Consider the following 18,836-nt stretch of genomic DNA (forward strand, 5'->3'; position numbering starts at 1 on the left):
ATTTTTTTTGCATCACTACTCAAAATGCATGTATGGTAGCCAAAAAATGTACAAAAAATTAGCGCTTGTTAGCAATATTGCCCTTTGAACGTAATCAACGGTTGTGTCCCCTGCGCAATTCAGTTATTCATAGCAGCGCGTTCCATAGGCGTTTCTGATGGAAGCACCATAATTATTAGCGGGTCTACCCGTCCTGTTTTGGCAACGACTCCCCCTGTTTTCTCCGCCGCACCGTCAACGGCAGCACGGCGGGCGACCCTAGCCGATGCCGTGCCATCAGCGTCATACCGACATGCCGGAGCGGGTGCAACACACCTGTGAGGTGCGGTGAGACAGTGGAATATATAACCAACGAGAGGAAGGACGTTTTGATGAAATCGTTATTTAAATCTTCACTGGCCGCATTAGCGCTGGCCTTCAGCCTGTCCGGTCAGGCCGCCGAGAAACCGCTCATCGTAGCAACCGATACAGCATTCGTACCGTTTGAATTCAAGCAAGGCGACAAATATGTCGGTTTTGATATCGACCTGTGGGATGCCATCGCTAAACAGCTGAACCTGACCTATACCTTGAAACCGATGGATTTCAGCGGGATCATCCCGGCACTGCAAACCCGCAATGTGGATCTGGCGCTGGCTGGCATAACTATTACTGAAGAGCGTAAGCACGCAATCGATTTCTCGGACGGTTACTACAACAGCGGCCTGCTGGTGATGGTGCGTGCCGACAATCAGGACATCAAAGGCGAGCAGGATCTGGCCGGTAAAGTCGTGGCAGTGAAGAGCGGCACCGGTTCTGTCGACTACGCGAAAGCCAACATCAAAACCAAAGAGCTGCGTCAGTTCCCGAACATCGACAACGCCTATCTGGAACTCGGCACCAACCGCGCCGATGCCGTGCTGCACGACACGCCGAATATCCTTTACTTCATCAAAACCGCAGGCAATGGCAAGTTTAAAGCGGTAGGCGATTCCATCAAAGCACAGCAGTACGGTGTGGCGTTCCCGAAAGGCAGCGACGACCTGCGCAACAAGGTGAACGCGGCGCTGAAAACCCTGCGTGACAACGGCACCTACGCCACTATCTACAAGAAATGGTTCGGTACTGACCCGAAATAACCAGCGGAAACACAACACGCGTGCTGAGCATGCGTGTTACCTGGTTAACGATGTACCAGGTTGAGTAACGTATCCGCTTAATAGCATTTAGGGTGCCGTCGGCCAGGCCGTTCGGCACCTTGCTATTACAGAATGATTATTGCTGGAGAATGTTCATGCAGTTTGACTGGAGTGCCATCTGGCCGTCCATCCCGCTTCTGCTGGAAGGGGCGAAAATGACCCTGCTGATTTCGGTGTTGGGTCTGCTGGGGGGGCTGATAATTGGCGTACTGGCAGGGTTTGCCCGTGTTTACGGCGGCTGGCTGTCCAACCGTATCGCGCTGGTATTTATCGAAATCATCCGTGGTACGCCGATCGTCGTACAGGTGATGTTTATCTATTTCGCGCTGCCGATGCTGCTGACTTCGATACGCATCGACCCGTTTAGCGCGGCTGTGGTCACCATTATGATCAACTCGGGCGCTTATATCGCGGAAATCACCCGTGGCTCGGTGTTGTCTATCCACAAAGGCTTTACTGAAGCGGGTCTGGCACTGGGGTTGTCCCGTCGTGACACCCTGCGTCATGTTATCGCGCCGCTGGCGTTGCGTCGCATGCTGCCGCCACTGGGCAACCAATGGATCATCAGTATTAAAGACACCTCATTATTTATCGTCATCGGCGTTGCAGAGCTGACCCGTCAGGGACAGGAAATCATTGCCGGTAACTTCCGCGCACTGGAAATCTGGAGTGCAGTCGCCATCATCTATCTGGTGATAACGCTGGTGTTGAGTGCCGTTTTACGCTGGCTGGAAACAAGACTGAAAATTATATGATTGAATTTAAAAACGTATCGAAACACTACGGCCAGACGCAGGTGCTGCACGATATCAACCTGCAAATTAAACAGGGTGAAGTCGTCGTGATTATCGGGCCGTCAGGGTCGGGTAAGTCCACCCTGCTGCGCTGTATCAACAAGCTCGAAGAGATTACCAGCGGTGAGCTGGTGGTGGATGGTCTGACTGTCAACAGCCCGAAAGTGGACGAACGGCTGATTCGTCAGGAAGCGGGTATGGTGTTCCAGCAGTTCTACCTGTTCCCACACCTGACGGCACTCGAAAACGTGGCCTTCGGCCCGATTCGGGTTCGTGGCGCCAGCAAAGCCGACGCGGAAAAACTGGCACGCGAGCTATTGGGTAAAGTGGGTCTGGCAGAACGTGCGCACCACTACCCTTCCGAGCTCTCTGGCGGTCAACAGCAGCGTGTGGCTATCGCCCGTGCATTGGCGGTTAAACCGAAACTGATGCTGTTTGATGAGCCCACCTCGGCGCTGGACCCAGAGCTGCGTCACGAAGTCCTGAACGTAATGAAGGATCTGGCTGAAGAAGGCATGACCATGGTGATCGTGACCCATGAAGTGGGATTCGCCCAGAAAGTGGCCTCCCGCCTGATCTTCATCGATAAAGGCCGCATCGCCGAAGATGGTCACCCGGATGAGTTGATTTCCAATCCGCCCAGCGATCGTCTGCGTGAGTTCCTGCAACACGTATCCTGATAGCGCAGTGACGGCGGCCTTGACCAGGCTGCCGTCAGTACTGACTTCTGACCCCTTCTGACTGCCCTTCACTGTTGCTGCTATTATCACCACACGATGTCCGACTATTCCGAGATTGATGCTACCGGATTTGGCATTTTTTCCTGATTCCGATACGCTGCACGAAACGTTTGTCACGCATTATTCATATCACTTTTAAATCAATACGTTATCAGTTCACCAGGATGTACGCATGAAAACTCCCCGTTCTCGCCTTTCCCGACGCCGATTCAGCGCCCTGCTGGGCGGATTGTTTTTCAGCGCATATGGACTCGCGGACGACACGCCGCCCACGGTCGATACGCAACGCAGTGCTGACACCGTCGCCTCATCCAGTACTTCCACGTTTAGTACTTCCACGCTCAATAATTCCGCATTCGATAAAGGCAGTCAGGATCTGTCCTATCCGAAGATCAACGGCCTGTACCAACGACCAGCGACCAGTGGCGTCACGCTGGTCGGCGACAACGACGGTGAAGCCAATAAGTACGTTGAACCGGTTAAAGGCTCAAAAGAAGGAAAGTACCTGTTACTACACGCCGGAGAGCACCTGACTTTGACCGGCCAGGGGTATTTTCTGATGCACTGGGAACTGAACTATTTCAATCATGGCGGCACCTTGCTGGCAGAAAATGCACCACTGGTGACCACCTCGCAGGGTTTCATCAAAAAAGTGGCGTTAACCGGCCGTTACGCGCCAGATTACCCCTTTGATGGCGCACCCGGTCGCTCTGCGCTGTGGAACGCCGGTATCCAAACCAGCACCGGCAATCCTCTGGTGCCTTTCTCCGTCGGCGCAGCGGCCGGTAACGGTGAAATCATGCCCAGTCTGTGGCTCAACGAGATTTTCTATCTGGACGGCACCGCGACCCTTACCCAGCGCGAAGGCCCGGTGGATTACGATATCAGTATCACACCGCTGACGTTGGCCGAGGTGAATAACCGACTGGCGGCAACGCGCTATCGCATTAACGCCGCCACGCTACGCGACGGTATCTCGTTGGATCCCTATACCGGCGCAGATAAGCCCCCCGCCTCGCCCGATAGTCTGACGGCAGGCGTTATCTCCAGCTCGGTGGTACAACTGGACTGGAATGATTGCTCGGACAACGAACGCGGCTTCGTCGTTGAATATTCGTATGCTGGTACTTTCGGCGAAGGGTCCTATGACACTACGCCCCATCACTATGACGCTGGTGCAGTCTATACCAGTGCCAAATCGCTGGGGCCGAACGCCACCTCAATCGAGGTCGGGACGCTGGAGCCCAACACGACTTACGCCTTTCGGGTCAAAGCCTACAATCAAGCTGGGGATTCCGCCTACTCCAACGTGGTCACGGTCACCACTCCACCCGACGCGGCACTCAGCGGCAACTGGACGCAGCAGGATATCGGGAAAGCCGACACGCCCGGCTCCGCCAGCGAAGATCATGACGTGATCGCTTTGCAAGCGCATAACGGCGATATGTGGGCAGAGTCTGACAGTGTCCATTTTGTGTATCAAAAACTGAAGGGCGACGGCAGCATTACCGCACGATTGATAGACCTGCGCTATAGCGACCCTTACGCCAAAGCCGGTGTGATGATGCGTAATACCCTATCCGACAGCAGTGCTTACATGCTGACTGGCTATATCGCCTCATCCGGCGCGATGTCGCAATGGCGCAGTAAAGAGGCCAGCGCCACGGGTAGCAGGGGACGGTTTGCCAAATCTGAAAATGGCAGTCAGCCGACCTGGTTACGATTAACTCGTGATGGCAACGCCTTTATCTCTGAGGTATCCAGCGATGGGCAGAGCTGGACTACGCTCAATAAAGTCATCAATCAAAATATGAACGATACGCTGTACGTCGGGCTGGTACTCTCGTCACGCCATAACAGCGGGAAAGTCAGTTTCGATAACGTGAGTATTGAGCGCTAGCCGCCCCGTTGCAGTTGGGTATAGCCACAAAAAAAGAGAGGCGTGAATTTCGCCTCTCTTCATCGCTCACCATGATTTCCCTCAGTGAAGAGGGAATTCTTTATTTCTTCGCAGCTTCCACCGCGTCATGCAGGTTCAGGCGCTGCCAGAAATTGGCGTCCGGTCCACCGGAGGACAACGGATAGCCGTCGGCAATGGCGGTTTTTACCATCAAGGCACGACGTTGGGCAGCGCTCAACTTAGGCAACGGCCCTTCCAGCAACACCTCAGCGCCTTCCGGTACCTTGACCGGCTGGGCTTTCACCTTCGCCATCGGCAGGTTGTACGTCATGGTGTAACGGTAGAATGACTTCATCGCCGGGTCGGTGTAAGGGTCGTTTTTACCCTGCGGTTTGGCACATTCCGCCACTGTCGTGCCACAGGCTTTTTCCAGCGCGGCCCGCAACTGGGCTTTCGCCTCGTTGAACAACACACGGTATTTCGGGTCATTGAGGAAATGCGCCACGCTACGCTCGGCAGTCATACGTCCACCGATGACATCCAGCGGGTAATGCACCCCCAACACCAAGCGGGAATATCCGTAGGTGGCGGCGCGGTCGAGGAGCGGCACAAAACGCTCTGGCAGCATCTGCGCCAATAGCAGTGCATCGTTATAGCCGCCATTGGTATGCCCGCTCGGGAATGAACCACCCGATGCGGTGTAAAGCGCATTGTCCGCCACGACAGCGGTATCCGGCACCAGATGGATGCTGTTACCCTCGTGTTTGAACGGACGCGGGTAGTTAAACGCGTTTTTCGCCGCAGAGGTACTGACGTTAGTGGCTTTAATCAACGCAGCGGCTTTGCCGATTTCACCTTTCTGGTAGACAGCAAGAAACGCCTTGCCCAATTTCGGCCCCAGCGCTTCTGCCAGCGCATACAGATAGCGGGTATTTTCAGCATCAATCAGCGCTTTCTGCCGCAATGGCAGCGTCGCTTCCAGATTAATGCGCTCAACGGTTGCCAGGTTTTTCGCTAACACCTCGGCTGGCAGGGTTCTGAACCCTTCCAGCAATTTCACGCTGGCCTGCTGCTGGTCCTTCGGGTTGAACACGTAACCGGTGGCTTTCAACCATTTCATATCACCCTGCGGTTCCCCCTGATCCGGCGCTTTATCCAGCACGGCGCGAGTCAGCTTTGGCGCGGTTCCCTGTAGGGCTTTTTGCAGGTACTGCTGCACCCGTTGCTGCATTTCAATCACCGGCGCGCTATTGCTGGCCTCGGTGGTAGTTTGCAGCAGGCTTATCTGCGGCAACTGGGTGTCACTACGGGAAGCGGCTTGCGCCTGGGCTGTCGCCAGTGAGCAAACCACCGCCATAAACACGTAAGAATAGCGCATGATATGTCCTTTTTTATTGTCACGGATATCGTCAAAGACAGAAACAGCATCAGCCTAAGCGCTGCTGATGACAGTTCAGTGAAACTTTTTTAATAACAGGCACTTTCATTGCAAATTGATTGCAAATAACCACCAGACCAGTATAGGCAGGGGTTTGTGATGGCGCGAGAGAGCCGCACCGGTTTAGCGATATAAAAGGGTTATGGGAACGCAAGAGATGGCGCGGTGAGACAGACGCTGTGGTTCACCACAGCGCCTGTACATACTCAAGCATGAAGCAGATAAGTTTCCTCAATCACACGAGCGAATGCCTGACACATGAGGTCATCGCCGTCCTGATTATCTGCCAGCACCGTATCACCATCCACCACCTGGATATGGGCGTTGAGGGGGAAATCCGCCGCGGGTTGCGGGCGCGCCATCGCCGCGGCGATGGTGACCTGTGCCTGCTGCCACACCTGCTCAACCGTCAGGTTGCACTCATGGGCCAGATAGTCTGGATTGAATCCTTCGCCCGTCAGGCTGCGTAGCGTTTCATCGTGGCTCAGGCTATTGCCGGGTTGCCAGTAATGGCGCGTCAAATCCGGGCCAATCGCCGGGTTATCCGTCAAATAGCCATCACGCTGACGGAAGAAGTGCCGCGTTTGCTCTACTGCCATCGTCGCCAACAGGTAGCCCTGATAGGAGCAGGCTGACTCCATCGACAACAAATGGGGGATCGCCATCGTCGGGCGCGGACTGCCGCTAATGCCGAGAATACGTTGCTCGGTATCGCGGGCCAGCTGCAAAATCGCCTCGGGCGTGCGCGCCTCATCCTCCATGCAGTACAACTGCCATTCGAAATACGGCACCAGCAAAATGTGGCGTTCGTTGAACGCCCGCATCGGCTGGCGGGCGCGGATATCCGCCTGAATCAACGCATCGGGGATCACCTCGCCTTGTGCGTTATAGGCATAGCGCTTGAGCCAGTCGGCATCCTGCAACAGGCTGTCGCAAAACATCGACTGCGTTTCGGCGTAAGCCATTGATGTCGGCGGGAACTCCTGAGCAAAACAGGGCGCATTCTGGCGGATATTGGCGAAATGCGCCGCATGGCCCCCTTCATGGAACAACGTGTTGATACCGTTGGCACCACTGCCGACCTGATCTGGCTGCGCCAGACTGGTGAAGTTGATGCGCGCAGGCAACCACCGGCCTTGGTCGACAAACGGCGGCACCGGCTGGTGCATAAAACCGTTTTCATATTTCCCTTTGCGTACCAGCAAATCGAGCTGCATTTGTGCCCCACTAAAGCCAATATGCAGACGTTTGAAGCTATCGACCCAGCGGGACAACGACGCTGAAAATGGAAAGTACGGGTCCATCTGCCGGGTCACATCACCGGTACTGGCATAGCGCACGTTCCACGGTGTTAATGCGTCCTCGCCTTTCTCCGCCGCCAGTTGACGCAGACTACGCAGGTTGGCCTCCCGGGTCTGTTCTTCGAAGCGGTCAAGAATGGCGAATAACTGCTCCGGCGTCATGCGCTCGGTCTTGTTGACCTTGTAGTCAAAGTAGTTGCGATACCCCATCTGGCGCGCAAAGCGGTTACGCAGGCTGACCAGCTCTGGAAATCCGTGCTTGACCAGCCACTGTTCTAAATCACGCAGCGCTTGTTGCGAGCTGCGGCGATGCGCCTCGTTATCATTGGTGGCCTGGTTGGTCAGCAACTCGCCAAGCGACGCAGCAACCAGTTCCCCTTGCTCGTCAACATGCATGGGCTGATAGGTTTTGCGGCGGGCGAACAACGCATGCTCAGCGGCAATCAGCTCATCCATTAGCGCCTGCGCCTTCGGGTCTTCAATCACATTGCAGTCAAAAAAACGATACCAGCCGCGTAACCCATGCAACAGCGCGTCACGCGCTTCACTGGCAGGCTCAGCCTCAACCGTCGCCATGTGTTGGCGCAATTCGGCCAGCCGTGAGGATTGTGCAATAAAGCGTTTCCAGGCACTTTCCGCTTCGGCAAAACGGGTGGCAACAGTCTCGTCGCCAGTCCCCATGTAACATTGCCAGAAAAGATCTTCTTTCGTTTGATGCACCGCCAGATAATCACGGTTCAGGGCGTCAAAATACGCCTTAGCCTGTTGCATGTGGTTGTTCCTTATCGTTAATCGTTATGTTCAACCCAGTCGTTTTCGTATTGTCGACACCGCCTGCTCCATCGACGCGGCTTCGCCGGTCCCGACCAGACAGCACGCCAGTTGCAGCCGAATCGCTTGCGGTATCGGTTGTTCCCCGGCCAGACAGGCTTGTGTCCAGCGGGCCGTCGTCACCGCGTCTTTATCAGCAGGTAGTGCTGAGCGATCGACGGCGATATCCTGACGAACCTGCAAAAGGTCGTTGCGCTGTTCACGGATGAAATACATTTCCGGGCAGCGCTGCGGGTTAGCGTACACCTCGCCTTCCGTGCCGTGCATCAATAACGCACGGCCGTTGATGTCCTGAAAAAAGGTACCCACCCGGCCGACGTATTCCGGGTGCGACACGCTTGCCAGACGCAACGCCGCACCTTCATCAAACGGCGTAGCCAGCTTGGCCAGCGTATGCGCGCTATTACGCACCCCCATACGCCAGCGCAAATCCAACTGATGCTCGATGGCCGGGCACAACAGCGACACCGGCATAAACACCGGCTCGCCCTCATCAAGCCGTTGCTGTGCCGACTGGGCATCACTCACCGGCATCAGGCCCAGTTCACGAAAAATGGCCTCGCTGGTCACGCGGGTTGGGTCGTGGCTCACACCGTGCACCACCACCGGCAGCCCCAGGCGGTGCAGCAACATCGCCAGCAATGGCGTTAAGTTAGCTTGTTTGCGTGCGCCGTTATAACTGGGGATCACCACCGGCATCGGCCTGTTGGCCGGTACAGACAGGTGTAGCGTCTGCTCGCGCATCGCCTGATAAAAGCCCCGCATTTCGGCTTCAGACTCGCCTTTAATGCGAAATGCAATCAACAGCCCACCCAGCTCCAGCTCCGGTACCTGATCATTGAGTATATGACCATACAGTTGATACGCCGTGTCCTGGTTCAGATCGCGCGCATGATTTTTGCCGCGACCAACCTCTTTAATGATGTGGGTGTAATCCATGATCTGCTCTCACTGGTAAAGCGATGGTTAAACGATGCCCTCGAACGGGCGAGTGGGTAGCCCCGGTTATGTGGGATAACACACTGGAAACATAGCATGAATTGGTCTGAGGGGAAGTGTGAAATCACCGTTGCCGCTCCCGATGGGAGCAGCAAGGAAAGCGGGTCAACTGTTGCTGTTTACTGTTGATGCGGCTGATAGCGCACGTTGAAACCGCGAGCTACTTATCATCAGGCATCTCATCTGGCATCGCACGCTGTTCGATAGGAAAAACGGGTAACGCCGCCAGTAACTGGGCCCCGTAGCCTTTGGTCAGCAGGCGACGATCGTAGATGACGATTTCACCAAAACAGTCGTGGCTACGAATCAATCGCCCGACCTGTTGAATCAGGCTAAAGGACGCACTGGGCAAACTTTGCACCACAAAAGGATGGCGTTTGAGACTTTTCAGCCACTCACCTTCCGTCAGGATGAGCGGGCTGTCGATCGGCGGAAAGGCAATCTTGTGGATGTGTACCTGCGAGAGCAATTCGCCCTTGAGATCCAACCCTTCGGCGAAAGACTGCAAGCCAATCAACACGCTGGTCTGCCCTTGCTGTACCCGCTGGCGATGCAATTCCACCAGCCGGTAACGCGGTTGATCGCCCTGCACCAGCAACATCAGCCGCAGGTCCGGCACCTCGGTCAGAAATTGCTGCATGGCACGCTGGCTGGCAAACAGCATCAGCATGCCCTTATGCACGTCGCGCTGCAGTTGCGCACGGAAAAAACGCGCCATCTCGGCGAGATGTTCCGCTTCCTGGGTAATCAGCGGTTCATGACGCATCTGCGGGATCACCAACTTACCCTGTTCGCGGTGATTAAACGGTGAATCCAGCGCGATAAAAGTATCGCCCTCCTCTTCATCCAACCCGGATAGCTCTTTCAGGCGGGAAAAGCTGTTGAGCGAGCGCAAGGTCGCCGAGGTGATCACTACATGTGACACATTACGCCACAGTAATCGATCCAACTGGTCGCACACGCGAATACCCGCGCAGTGGAAATAGAGGTGCAACTGGTTGTCACGCCGTTCCCGTTGCAACCATTTCGACACCGGCGCGTTAGAGGATTTCTCCAGCGCCGCCAGCCGCCATAACTTACTTTGCGCCTCCCAATAACCATTGAGTCGACTGATACGCAGCATTGCCTGGTGTAACTTCACGACGTCATGCTTACCGGTTTTTTCCGCCAGGTCGTTTAACAGATACTCCGCCAGACCGCGCAAGCTATCCGTCAGTTTGAATAACCGATTGCAGCACTCGCGCATCTCGTCTGGCAATTCCCCCATCGGGAAACGGTAGTCGGCATCGGGTTGGGCGGCAGGCAGAAACAGGCTGCTCAGGCGATCGAACAATTGCAACTGTTCACGAATTTCACCGCAATACTCACCCAGCCTATCCGGTTGCATCAGTCTGGGTGACGACTTGGGCGGGAACTGCGCCAGACACATCCCTACCTGCTGAATCAATTGATCCATCTGATGTTGCACCGCGCTGACTGTCACCTCGCCGGACATCTCCAGCGCATCGCGCGCCACATCCGGCACATGGTGACCTTCATCCAGTACCAGTAGCATGTTCTTTGCCTGCGGTAATACGGAATCGCTCTCCATCGCCGCCATCACCAGCGCGTGATTCGTCACCACCACATCGGCGTCTTCAATTTCCCGGCGGGCGAGAAAGAACGGGCACTCGCGATAATAATGGCAATTACGCCCCAGACAGTTGGCTTTGTCGGTACTCAGGCGTTGCCATAATCCATCGTCGATAGACTCCTGGCAATGGTCACGCAACCCATCCCAGGCGTAGCTTTGCAATGCCTGTTGCAACCGGGCGCTGGTGGTTTGCTCTTCACGGCTGGATGGCAAGTGATCATCCATAAACAACATCAAATCGCCCTGTGCTGAAGCCTCGGTTGCCATCGCCGCCAGATTGCGTGTGCACACATAGCGCCCGCGACCAAACGCCGCCGTGAATTTCAGCTCAGGAATGAACTGGCGCAACAGCGGCAAATCTTTGTTGAAGATCTGGTCCTGCAACGCCACGTTGGCGGTGCTGATGACCAGCGTTTTCAGCTCAACGCGGCCAACAGCAATGCCGGGGATCAGATACGACAGGGTTTTACCCACACCGGTCGGCGCTTCAATCACCAGATGACGCGGGTAGTCCCCTGCCAGCGCTTTGGCTACCTCGGCGATCATCTGACGCTGCGGCGCACGGGAGACAAAATCAGGAATTTGCTGTTGCAGCGCTTTATACCATTCGCCAATCTGCTGCTTTAACGCGGGGGTCAGGGTCATGCCATCTCACTGTCGTTCAATCTGGCGGGTATTGTCCCACAGACCAACGGCAACGTCAGCAAGCACAGTTTTGCCATCTTGATATTGTGACGTTGTCACATTTATCAGCCCTGTAACGGATTAATAGCAACACGTGCGGCTGGCTTGTATCCGATGGCGGAGTCTCTATAATCGCCGGAACGTCACCATTACCGGGGCGTAACAAAAGGATAACCGGATGAATATCAAAAAACTGGGGGTCGTCAGCCTGTTTGCGTTGTGCGCGTTAGGCGGCATCGGCGGTGTGATGCTGGTGGGGTATATTATTATCGTGCACGGCGGCTAACACCGAACCGGTCAGTCCCGGCCGCCTGTTGCCGTGCAGCCGGTTTTCCTGTCAGGCCCCTGCCAATATCGCAGGGGCTTTTGTTTATCACCCTTAACGGGCTCAACCCACCGTCTTTACAGCAAGGTAAAGCTGCTGGTTTTCACACGCTGGGAATCCAGCCCAATCATCACGTCAAACTTGCCCGGTTCCACCACCTGCTGCATCTGTGCGTTGTAGAACATCAGATCTTTCGGCGACAGGGTAAATGTCACGGTGCGGCTTTCACCCGGCATCAACATCACCTTCTGGAAACCACGCAGTTCTTTCACCGGACGGCTAACCGACGCCACTACATCATGCAGATACAGCTGTGCTACGGTTTCGCCAGCCCGTTTACCGGTGTTGGTGATCGTCACCGACGCGGTAATACTGCCGTTACGTTTCATCGTCGGGCTGGAGAGCTTCACATCGGATACCGCAAAGGTGGTGTAACTTAAGCCATAACCGAACGCATACAGTGGCCCGTTGGCCTCGTCAAAATAGTGCGACGTGTATTTGTTGGGCGCGTCGGCTGAATACGGACGACCGGTTGGCAAGTGGCTGTAGTACATCGGGATCTGACCCACTGAACGCGGGAAGGTCATCGGCAATTTACCCGATGGGTTGTAATCACCAAACAGCACATCGGCGATGGCATTGCCGCCTTCGGTACCACTAAACCAGGTTTCCAGTATCGCGTTCGCCTGCTGATCTTCACGGCTCAGATCCAGCGGACGGCCATTCATCAGCACCAGTACCAGTGGTTTACCGGTTGCTTTCAACGCGGCGATCAGCGCTTTCTGCTCCGGCGGAATAGTGATTTTGGCCCGACTGGAGGCTTCATGTGCCATCCCCTGAGATTCCCCCACGACCGCGATCACCACGTCAGATTTCTTCGCCACGTCGACCGCTTCATCAATCATTGCCTGCGGTGAGCGCGGGTCGACCACCACGGATTCATCATATTCATTCAGGAATTTGATCAACCCCGGATGATTGGTGATGTTCGAGCCTTTAGCGTAGTAAACCCGGGCGTTATACCCGACGGCTTTACGGATGCCTTCATATACGGTGACTGCCTGCGCCTTACGTCCGGCGGCAGACCAACTGCCGATAATATCGCGCTGGCTATCGGCCAGCGGGCCGACAACCGCGATCGTGCCGGATTTTTTCAGCGGCAGAATATCCAGACGGTTTTTCAGCAGCACCAGGCTGCGACGCGCCACATCACGCGCTTCTTCACGGTGTAACCGGCTTTCGGCATTGGTATCCACCGGGTCGGAACCAGCCGGGCCAAGGTGACGATACGGGTCTTCGAACAGGCCCATGTCGTATTTCATGTTCAGCACCTGGCGGCAGGCATCATCGATATCTTTCATGCTGACCACGCCGCGCTTCACCAGATCCGGCAGGTAACGCGCAAAATACTCGTCGCTCATACTCATACCGATACCGGATTGCACCGCGATACGCGAAGCATCACTCGGGTCTGCCGCCACGCCATGCTTGATCAGTTCTTTGATAGCACCGTGGTCGCTGATGGTAATGCCTTTGAAATGCCACTGGTCACGTAACACATCTTTGAGCAACCAGCGGTTGGCGGTCGCCGGTACACCGTTGATAGAGTTGAGCGAGGCCATCACACCGTAGCTGCCGGCATCAATCGCGGCTTTGTACGGCGGCATATACTCCTGGAACATGCGCTGCGGGCTCATGTCGACGGTGTTGTAATCACGCCCGCCTTCTGCCGCGCCATACAACGCATAATGTTTGACGCTGGTCATCAGCGAGTGACGACCGGTCAGGTCATCCCCCTGAAAACCTTTTACCATCATGCGCGCGATTTCACTGGTCAGATAGGTATCTTCACCGAAACCTTCGGAAACACGGCCCCAGCGCGGATCGCGGGTGATATCCACCATCGGCGCCCAGGTCATGTTCAGGCCGTCTTCGGTGGCTTCATACGCCGCTATCTTTGCCGACAGCTCGACGGCATTCATGTCCCAACTGGAAGCCAAGCCCAACCCAATCGGGAAAACGGTACGCTGACCGTGCACCACGTCATAGGCGAAAAACAGCGGAATCTTCAGGCGGCTTAACTGCATCACCTGATCCTGCATCACGCGAATATCCTGCCGGGTGACGGTGTTGAAAATCCCACCGACCTGACCGTTGTGGATCATTTCGCGGATGGCCTGTTTCGGGTTATCCGGACCGACACTGATCAAACGAAGCTGGCCAATCTTTTCATCCAGCGTCATTTTTTTCATTAAGTCGTTAACGAAAGCATCGCGCTGTTGCTGGTGAGCGGGCGTTGCCTGTGGCGCAGCTGTCTGTTGCAGAGGCGTTTGCGCCCAAAGCGGGCTACAGGCCAAACCGACCGCAAGCGCCAGTGGAGTAAACCATTTCATTGTTATTGCGAATTCCTTGTGCAGTTGCCAGTTAGGGTGCGACACGCTGCCCGATGAGTGTGTGGTTAACAAGGCGGCTAATGTGCCACAAAACCGCCAGCGGAAAAATGGCTATCACACATTTTCCCGCCGACGGTGTGACACAACACAAGGGCTGGGGAGGAATCAAACACCGTTCAGGCTAGTTATCGTCAGACGACTGCTCATCGCACGTCGAAACAATCAGGAGCCGGTGGCGCTCAACGCCTTATCCAGCGCGCCGACCAGCCAGTCGATATCATGCGCCTGAAACGCCAGCGTTGGCCGTAATTTCAGCACGTTGCCGTGCGGACCAGCGACCGAGGTTAGTACGCGCTGTTCACGCAACTGTTCTATCACGTTCAACGCGCGCGTTTTGTCCGGCGTTTTGCTATCACGATCGCTCACCAGCTCAAAACCGATAAACAACCCGGCACCGCGAACATCGCCCACACAGGCATGACGATCCGCCAACCCTGCCAGCTCTTTCAGTAACTGGGCACCGACGACCTTGCTGTGCTCCTGCAATTTCTCTTCACGGATCACCGTCAGTACGGCTTGTGCCGCCGCCATCGATACCGGATTACCGCCAAAGGTATTGAAATAGGGAATCTCATCACTGAATGCCGCCAGCACATCGGGTTTCGCCAGCAGCGCCGAGACCGGAATACCATTTCCCATCGGTTTGCCCATCGTGATGATATCCGGCACGATGCCGTGGCGGGCAAATCCCCAGAACGCGTCACCGGTACGGGCGAAGCCGGGTTGTACTTCGTCGGCGATAAAGATGCCGCCGTTGGCATGGACCACATCGATAGCGGCTTGCAGGTAACCGGCTGGCCCCGGCAACACGCCGTCAGAGGAGAAAATCGAATCGGCGAGAAAACCGGCAAACTTGATGCCGTGCGCGGCCATGTCATCGATCTGTTTCTGAATTTCATTGGCAAACCAGGCCCCCAAATCCGGCGCTTCGACACGATAGCGATCCGGCGCGGGGACCAGACGTGTCGTTGCCGCAATCGGCTGGCCGCTACCCAACGCTGGCGATGCACCGGACGTAAGTTCACTGGTGCCATGATACGCTTCACGGGTCACGATAATCCCGGTGCCACCGCTGTAAGCGCGCGCGACGCGAATCGCCAGATCGTTGGCTTCCGAGCCGGTACACATGTACATCGCCTTGGTGATAGCCGTCGGCACCAGCGTCAGCAACTCTTCGGTGTAATCCAGAATGCGGTCGTGCAGATAGCGGGTGTGCGTATTGAGCTGGCACATCTGCGCGTGTACCGCCGCAATGACCGCCGGATGGCAATGGCCGATACTGGCAACGTTGTTGTATACATCCAGATACTGGTTACCCGCCGCATCCCACAGGTATTGCTTCTCACCACGCACCAGATGCACCGGGTTGCGGTAGAACAGTCGGTAAGACTCCCCCAGTACCCTGCCGCGTTTTTCGGTCAGCGTGCGGATATTGTCGCTCAGTGCCGCGGCGTGCTCAGCCCGGAAGCTGTTGGTATCCATGATGGTTGAACGTGTCGCCATGATGACTCCCGATTAAAAGTAGTGTGCCAACGCGTGATGGCGACCGGCTCTCCGGTGCCGCCTGATGAACACTACCCTACACCAAAAGCAACAAAATACACAAATACAAAAATACGCACTATAAAATCGACTCTTCTCTCCTCAAAAAAACCCGTGATTCAGCGCGTTATCACGCGATATATTCCTTCGCATGAAAAGCAATTTAATCAATCAAAAACAAATAAATATATGCGTTCATCTCGTTTTTCCAGCAGACCATTGCCAACACGGTGACACCTGCTATGCTTAAATGCACAAAATAACACAAAAAGACCAACCCTGTGTTGTTCCTGCCAGTCTGCCGTCTTATCGTTATAATGACGGCGACTGTCATCCTGACTGAGAGAATGCCTGCTAATGCTTGAAGAAACCCGTCTGCATCGTATCCGCCTGCTGCTGTCGTCCCTCAACCGGGTCAGTACCGACTACATCATTCAGCACCTTGGTGTGTCGCGGGAAACCGTGCGGCGTGATGTGCTCAAGCTGGAAGCTCAGGGAGTATTGCGCCGGGTTCATGGTGGTATCGTCGCGACGAATGTCGAGCCGGAGCCGCCGCTATCCGTTCGCAACACGGTGAGGGAGCTGGAGAAACGGGCGATTGCCCAACTGGCGGCGCAGCAGGTGAAAGCAGGCCAGACATTATTTATTGATGCCGGCAGCACCACCACCTTGCTGGCTGCAGAATTGCTGGTGCTTCCCGGCATGACCATCATCACCAATAGTCTGAACGTCGCGCTGACGCTCACCGCCGCAGAAACCGACGAGCATGCGCCACATGAGGTTATCCTGCTCGGCGGCCACATGGGCGCAGCCGCACAGGCCACCAGCGGTGCCCTGACAGTGACGGAAATCCAACGTTATCGCGCTGATATCGCGCTGCTCTCGCCGGTCGGTATTGCCAGCAAGTCTGGCGCCAGCAGCTTTTCCCACCATGAAGCAGCGATTGCCGGAGCGATGTCTCGCAATGCCAGACAACGCATCATGCTGGCGGATCACAGCAAGATTGGCGTTACCAGCCGTGTTATCTACGCCGCTCCCACGGATATCGACCTGCTGATTACCGACAGTGGCAGCAGTAGTCATGCCGACTTCCCGGCATTGCAGGCGGTTTGCGCTCACGTGCTGTTGGCCTGAACCGAGGGACGAGCTAATCGGTCAGTGCCATGTTGCTGATTTCGTGATACATCTAAAACGACACCGCCCATCGTTATATCTCCCACGGAGGAAAACATGTATCAGTTGCACATCGCCAATAAAAACTATTCGTCCTGGTCGCTGCGCCCGTGGATCCTGCTGAAAACGTTGGATATCCCGTTTGAAGAGATCCTGACCCCGTTTACCCCCGCCCCCGTCCAGACGGCATTCAAAACATTCTCACCGACCGGCAAAGTCCCTTGTCTGGTTGACGATGGCATCACCGTTTGGGATTCGCTGTCCATTACCGAATATCTGGCGGAAGATTTCCCAGCGGTATGGCCGCAAGACAAGGCGGCCCGTGCCTGGGCGCGCAGCGCGGCGGCGGAAATGCATTCCGGCTTTAACGCCTTGCGTAACCAGTGCTCGATGAGTTGCGGCGTACGGGTGGAACTTCATACCATCACCCCGGAATTGCAACGCGATGTCGACCGGCTCAATCAGTTGTGGCAGGAAGGTATACAGCGATTTGGCGGGCCATTTCTGGCAGGAGCGCAGTTCAGTGCCGTTGACGCGTTTTTCGCCCCAGTAGTCTTCCGGGCACAAACCTATGCACTGCCACTGACGGGCGCGGCGGCACAGTATGCCAGCCACATGCTGGCACAACCGGCGATGCAGTTATGGTACCAGCAGGCACTGGCAGAAACCTGGCGCGAACCCGGCCACGAAGAGGAAATCGCGGCATCAGGCCGGATAGTTCAGGACCAACGGGCGGCGTCGTAACACCGCCCTTATCCGACGGTTATTCATCTACCTCAGCAGTGACGCCAGCTCCGCTGCCATGCGGCTGGCGTGACGCCAGTGACTTCTGCTGCTTGTAGCTCAGCGCCGCTTCCGGAACCGGGCTCACTTTCCCCGTTTCCAGCCAGTTACGCAGGCGATTGGCATCAGCAAAATGGGTGAATTTGCCAAACGCATCCAATACCACCAGCGACACCGGGCGTCCACCGATCACCGTACGCATCACCAGACAGTGGCCTGCCTGATTGGTAAAACCGGTCTTGGTCAACTGAATATTCCAGTCCGGACGATAAATCAGATGGTTGGTGTTACGAAACGGCAGTGTGTAAGACGGGTGGGTAAACACGGCGGTTTTTTCATGCGTGGTACTGAGTTGGCTTAACAGCGGATACTGTTTGGACGCAATCAGCAACTTGGTCAAATCACGTGCGGTAGACACATTACTGGTTGAGAGCCCGGTCGGTTCCACATAGTAGGTATGCATCATGCCAAGCGAACGCGCTTTGGCGTTCATCGCAGTGATAAACGCTTGATACCCGCCACGGTAGTGATGCGCCAGGCTAGCAGCAGCACGGTTTTCCGACGACATCAACGCCAGCAACAGCATATCGTGGCGGCTGATTTCACTGCCCAGACGCACGCGGGAATACACCCCTTGCATCTCTTTGGTATGGCTGATATCAACGGAAATCAGCTCGTCCAGCGGTTGATTGGCATCCAGAACCACCATGGCGGTCATCAGTTTCGTCACAGAGGCAATCGGTACGACCACATCCGGATTACTGGAATAGAGCACCTCGTTATTACGCATATCCACCACCATCGCACTGCCGGAGGCAATCTCCTGACGGGATGGGGCATGCTGTGTCACAGGTGTTTTAGCCACGGCCTGTGCTGCAAAACACACAGGGGCGGAAAGCAACAGCAGGCTTACAACGGAAAGCCGAAATTTTTTATTCATTATTCAATAGCTTAAACAGTGTACTGTTAACTGAAAAAAAAGAACGACGCATTATAATGCGCCGACGGATCGCACGCACTCCGCCTGTCTTAAAAGCTTTGTGACAAAGTTTGACAGCCGTA

General features: G+C 55.4%; 14 protein-coding genes. 7 read left to right on the top strand and 7 right to left on the bottom strand.

Annotation, left to right across the window (positions count from 1 at the left end; translation table 11 throughout):
• The first annotated feature begins 371 nt into the window (after positions 1-371).
• The 4 genes from glnH (at position 372) to DD586_RS12040 (ending at position 4,612) form a co-directional block, all read left to right on the top strand.
• Positions 372-1,118 (top strand): glutamine ABC transporter substrate-binding protein GlnH, encoded by a 747-nt coding sequence (gene glnH / locus DD586_RS12025; RefSeq protein WP_012885096.1) that lies wholly within the window; start codon positions 372-374, stop codon positions 1,116-1,118.
• Between the two features lie 155 nt (positions 1,119-1,273).
• The gene (gene glnP, locus DD586_RS12030) at positions 1,274-1,933 is read left to right on the top strand and encodes a glutamine ABC transporter permease GlnP (RefSeq protein WP_012885097.1); all 660 of its coding nucleotides are present in this window, start codon (positions 1,274-1,276) and stop codon (positions 1,931-1,933) included.
• A complete protein-coding gene (glnQ, locus tag DD586_RS12035; RefSeq protein ID WP_012885098.1) occupies positions 1,930-2,652 on the top strand; it encodes a glutamine ABC transporter ATP-binding protein GlnQ in 723 nt (240 codons plus the stop codon). Before glnP ends, glnQ begins: the two co-directional genes overlap by 4 nt.
• A gap of 232 nt (positions 2,653-2,884) precedes the next feature.
• Positions 2,885-4,612 (top strand): DUF1349 domain-containing protein, encoded by a 1,728-nt coding sequence (locus tag DD586_RS12040; protein ID WP_012885099.1) that lies wholly within the window; start codon positions 2,885-2,887, stop codon positions 4,610-4,612.
• A gap of 100 nt (positions 4,613-4,712) precedes the next feature.
• Here DD586_RS12040 and DD586_RS12045 read toward each other — a convergent pair whose 3' ends face one another.
• The 4 genes from DD586_RS12045 to dinG form a co-directional block, all read right to left on the bottom strand.
• Positions 4,713-5,990 carry an acid phosphatase gene (locus DD586_RS12045; RefSeq protein WP_012885100.1) on the bottom strand — a complete coding sequence of 426 codons (1,278 nt, stop codon included), beginning with the start codon at positions 5,988-5,990 and terminating at the stop codon, positions 4,713-4,715.
• A gap of 266 nt (positions 5,991-6,256) precedes the next feature.
• Positions 6,257-8,122 carry a M3 family metallopeptidase gene (locus DD586_RS12050; protein ID WP_012885101.1) on the bottom strand — a complete coding sequence of 622 codons (1,866 nt, stop codon included), beginning with the start codon at positions 8,120-8,122 and terminating at the stop codon, positions 6,257-6,259.
• Between the two features lie 30 nt (positions 8,123-8,152).
• Positions 8,153-9,121 (bottom strand): DNA-binding protein YbiB, encoded by a 969-nt coding sequence (gene ybiB, locus DD586_RS12055; RefSeq protein ID WP_012885102.1) that lies wholly within the window; start codon positions 9,119-9,121, stop codon positions 8,153-8,155.
• A gap of 220 nt (positions 9,122-9,341) precedes the next feature.
• Entirely contained in the window at positions 9,342-11,459 is a 2,118-nt protein-coding gene (gene dinG, locus DD586_RS12060) for an ATP-dependent DNA helicase DinG (protein WP_012885103.1), read from the bottom strand.
• A gap of 217 nt (positions 11,460-11,676) precedes the next feature.
• On the opposite strand from dinG, the gene DD586_RS22285 reads away from it, so the two are divergent.
• Positions 11,677-11,784: a membrane protein gene (locus tag DD586_RS22285; RefSeq protein ID WP_012770198.1), complete on the top strand. Its 108-nt coding sequence runs from the start codon at positions 11,677-11,679 to the stop codon at positions 11,782-11,784.
• 116 nt (positions 11,785-11,900) lie between these two features.
• Here DD586_RS22285 and bglX read toward each other — a convergent pair whose 3' ends face one another.
• Both bglX and DD586_RS12075 read right to left on the bottom strand, forming a co-directional pair.
• Positions 11,901-14,216 (bottom strand): beta-glucosidase BglX, encoded by a 2,316-nt coding sequence (gene bglX, locus DD586_RS12070; RefSeq protein WP_012885104.1) that lies wholly within the window; start codon positions 14,214-14,216, stop codon positions 11,901-11,903.
• A 222-nt stretch (positions 14,217-14,438) separates the two neighbouring features.
• Positions 14,439-15,779 carry an aspartate aminotransferase family protein gene (locus DD586_RS12075; RefSeq protein WP_012885105.1) on the bottom strand — a complete coding sequence of 447 codons (1,341 nt, stop codon included), beginning with the start codon at positions 15,777-15,779 and terminating at the stop codon, positions 14,439-14,441.
• 396 nt (positions 15,780-16,175) lie between these two features.
• Here DD586_RS12075 and DD586_RS12080 point away from each other — a divergent pair, with 396 nt between their 5' ends.
• Positions 16,176-16,952, top strand: a complete 777-nt coding sequence (locus DD586_RS12080) for a DeoR/GlpR family DNA-binding transcription regulator (protein WP_012885106.1) — start codon at positions 16,176-16,178, stop codon at positions 16,950-16,952.
• 96 nt (positions 16,953-17,048) lie between these two features.
• Positions 17,049-17,735, top strand: a complete 687-nt coding sequence (locus tag DD586_RS12085) for a glutathione S-transferase family protein (RefSeq protein ID WP_012885107.1) — start codon at positions 17,049-17,051, stop codon at positions 17,733-17,735.
• A gap of 19 nt (positions 17,736-17,754) precedes the next feature.
• On the opposite strand, the gene pbpG is transcribed toward DD586_RS12085, so the two are convergent.
• Positions 17,755-18,714, bottom strand: a complete 960-nt coding sequence (gene pbpG, locus DD586_RS12090) for a D-alanyl-D-alanine endopeptidase (protein ID WP_012885108.1) — start codon at positions 18,712-18,714, stop codon at positions 17,755-17,757.
• Positions 18,715-18,836 lie beyond the last annotated feature (122 nt).

This window comes from Dickeya parazeae Ech586, from assembly GCF_000025065.1.
Lineage (GTDB): Bacteria > Pseudomonadota > Gammaproteobacteria > Enterobacterales > Enterobacteriaceae > Dickeya > Dickeya zeae.

Coding starts and splice junctions, on each gene's coding strand:
- DD586_RS12075 (WP_012885105.1), bottom strand. CDS start 15,779: ATGGCGACACGTTCAACCATCATGGATACCAACAGCTTCCGGGCTGAG.
- bglX (WP_012885104.1), bottom strand. CDS start 14,216: ATGAAATGGTTTACTCCACTGGCGCTTGCGGTCGGTTTGGCCTGTAGC.
- glnH (WP_012885096.1), top strand. CDS start 372: ATGAAATCGTTATTTAAATCTTCACTGGCCGCATTAGCGCTGGCCTTC.
- DD586_RS12045 (WP_012885100.1), bottom strand. CDS start 5,990: ATGCGCTATTCTTACGTGTTTATGGCGGTGGTTTGCTCACTGGCGACA.
- DD586_RS12080 (WP_012885106.1), top strand. CDS start 16,176: ATGCTTGAAGAAACCCGTCTGCATCGTATCCGCCTGCTGCTGTCGTCC.
- dinG (WP_012885103.1), bottom strand. CDS start 11,459: ATGACCCTGACCCCCGCGTTAAAGCAGCAGATTGGCGAATGGTATAAA.
- DD586_RS12040 (WP_012885099.1), top strand. CDS start 2,885: ATGAAAACTCCCCGTTCTCGCCTTTCCCGACGCCGATTCAGCGCCCTG.
- DD586_RS12085 (WP_012885107.1), top strand. CDS start 17,049: ATGTATCAGTTGCACATCGCCAATAAAAACTATTCGTCCTGGTCGCTG.
- DD586_RS12050 (WP_012885101.1), bottom strand. CDS start 8,122: ATGCAACAGGCTAAGGCGTATTTTGACGCCCTGAACCGTGATTATCTG.
- glnP (WP_012885097.1), top strand. CDS start 1,274: ATGCAGTTTGACTGGAGTGCCATCTGGCCGTCCATCCCGCTTCTGCTG.
- ybiB (WP_012885102.1), bottom strand. CDS start 9,121: ATGGATTACACCCACATCATTAAAGAGGTTGGTCGCGGCAAAAATCAT.
- DD586_RS22285 (WP_012770198.1), top strand. CDS start 11,677: ATGAATATCAAAAAACTGGGGGTCGTCAGCCTGTTTGCGTTGTGCGCG.
- glnQ (WP_012885098.1), top strand. CDS start 1,930: ATGATTGAATTTAAAAACGTATCGAAACACTACGGCCAGACGCAGGTG.
- pbpG (WP_012885108.1), bottom strand. CDS start 18,714: ATGAATAAAAAATTTCGGCTTTCCGTTGTAAGCCTGCTGTTGCTTTCC.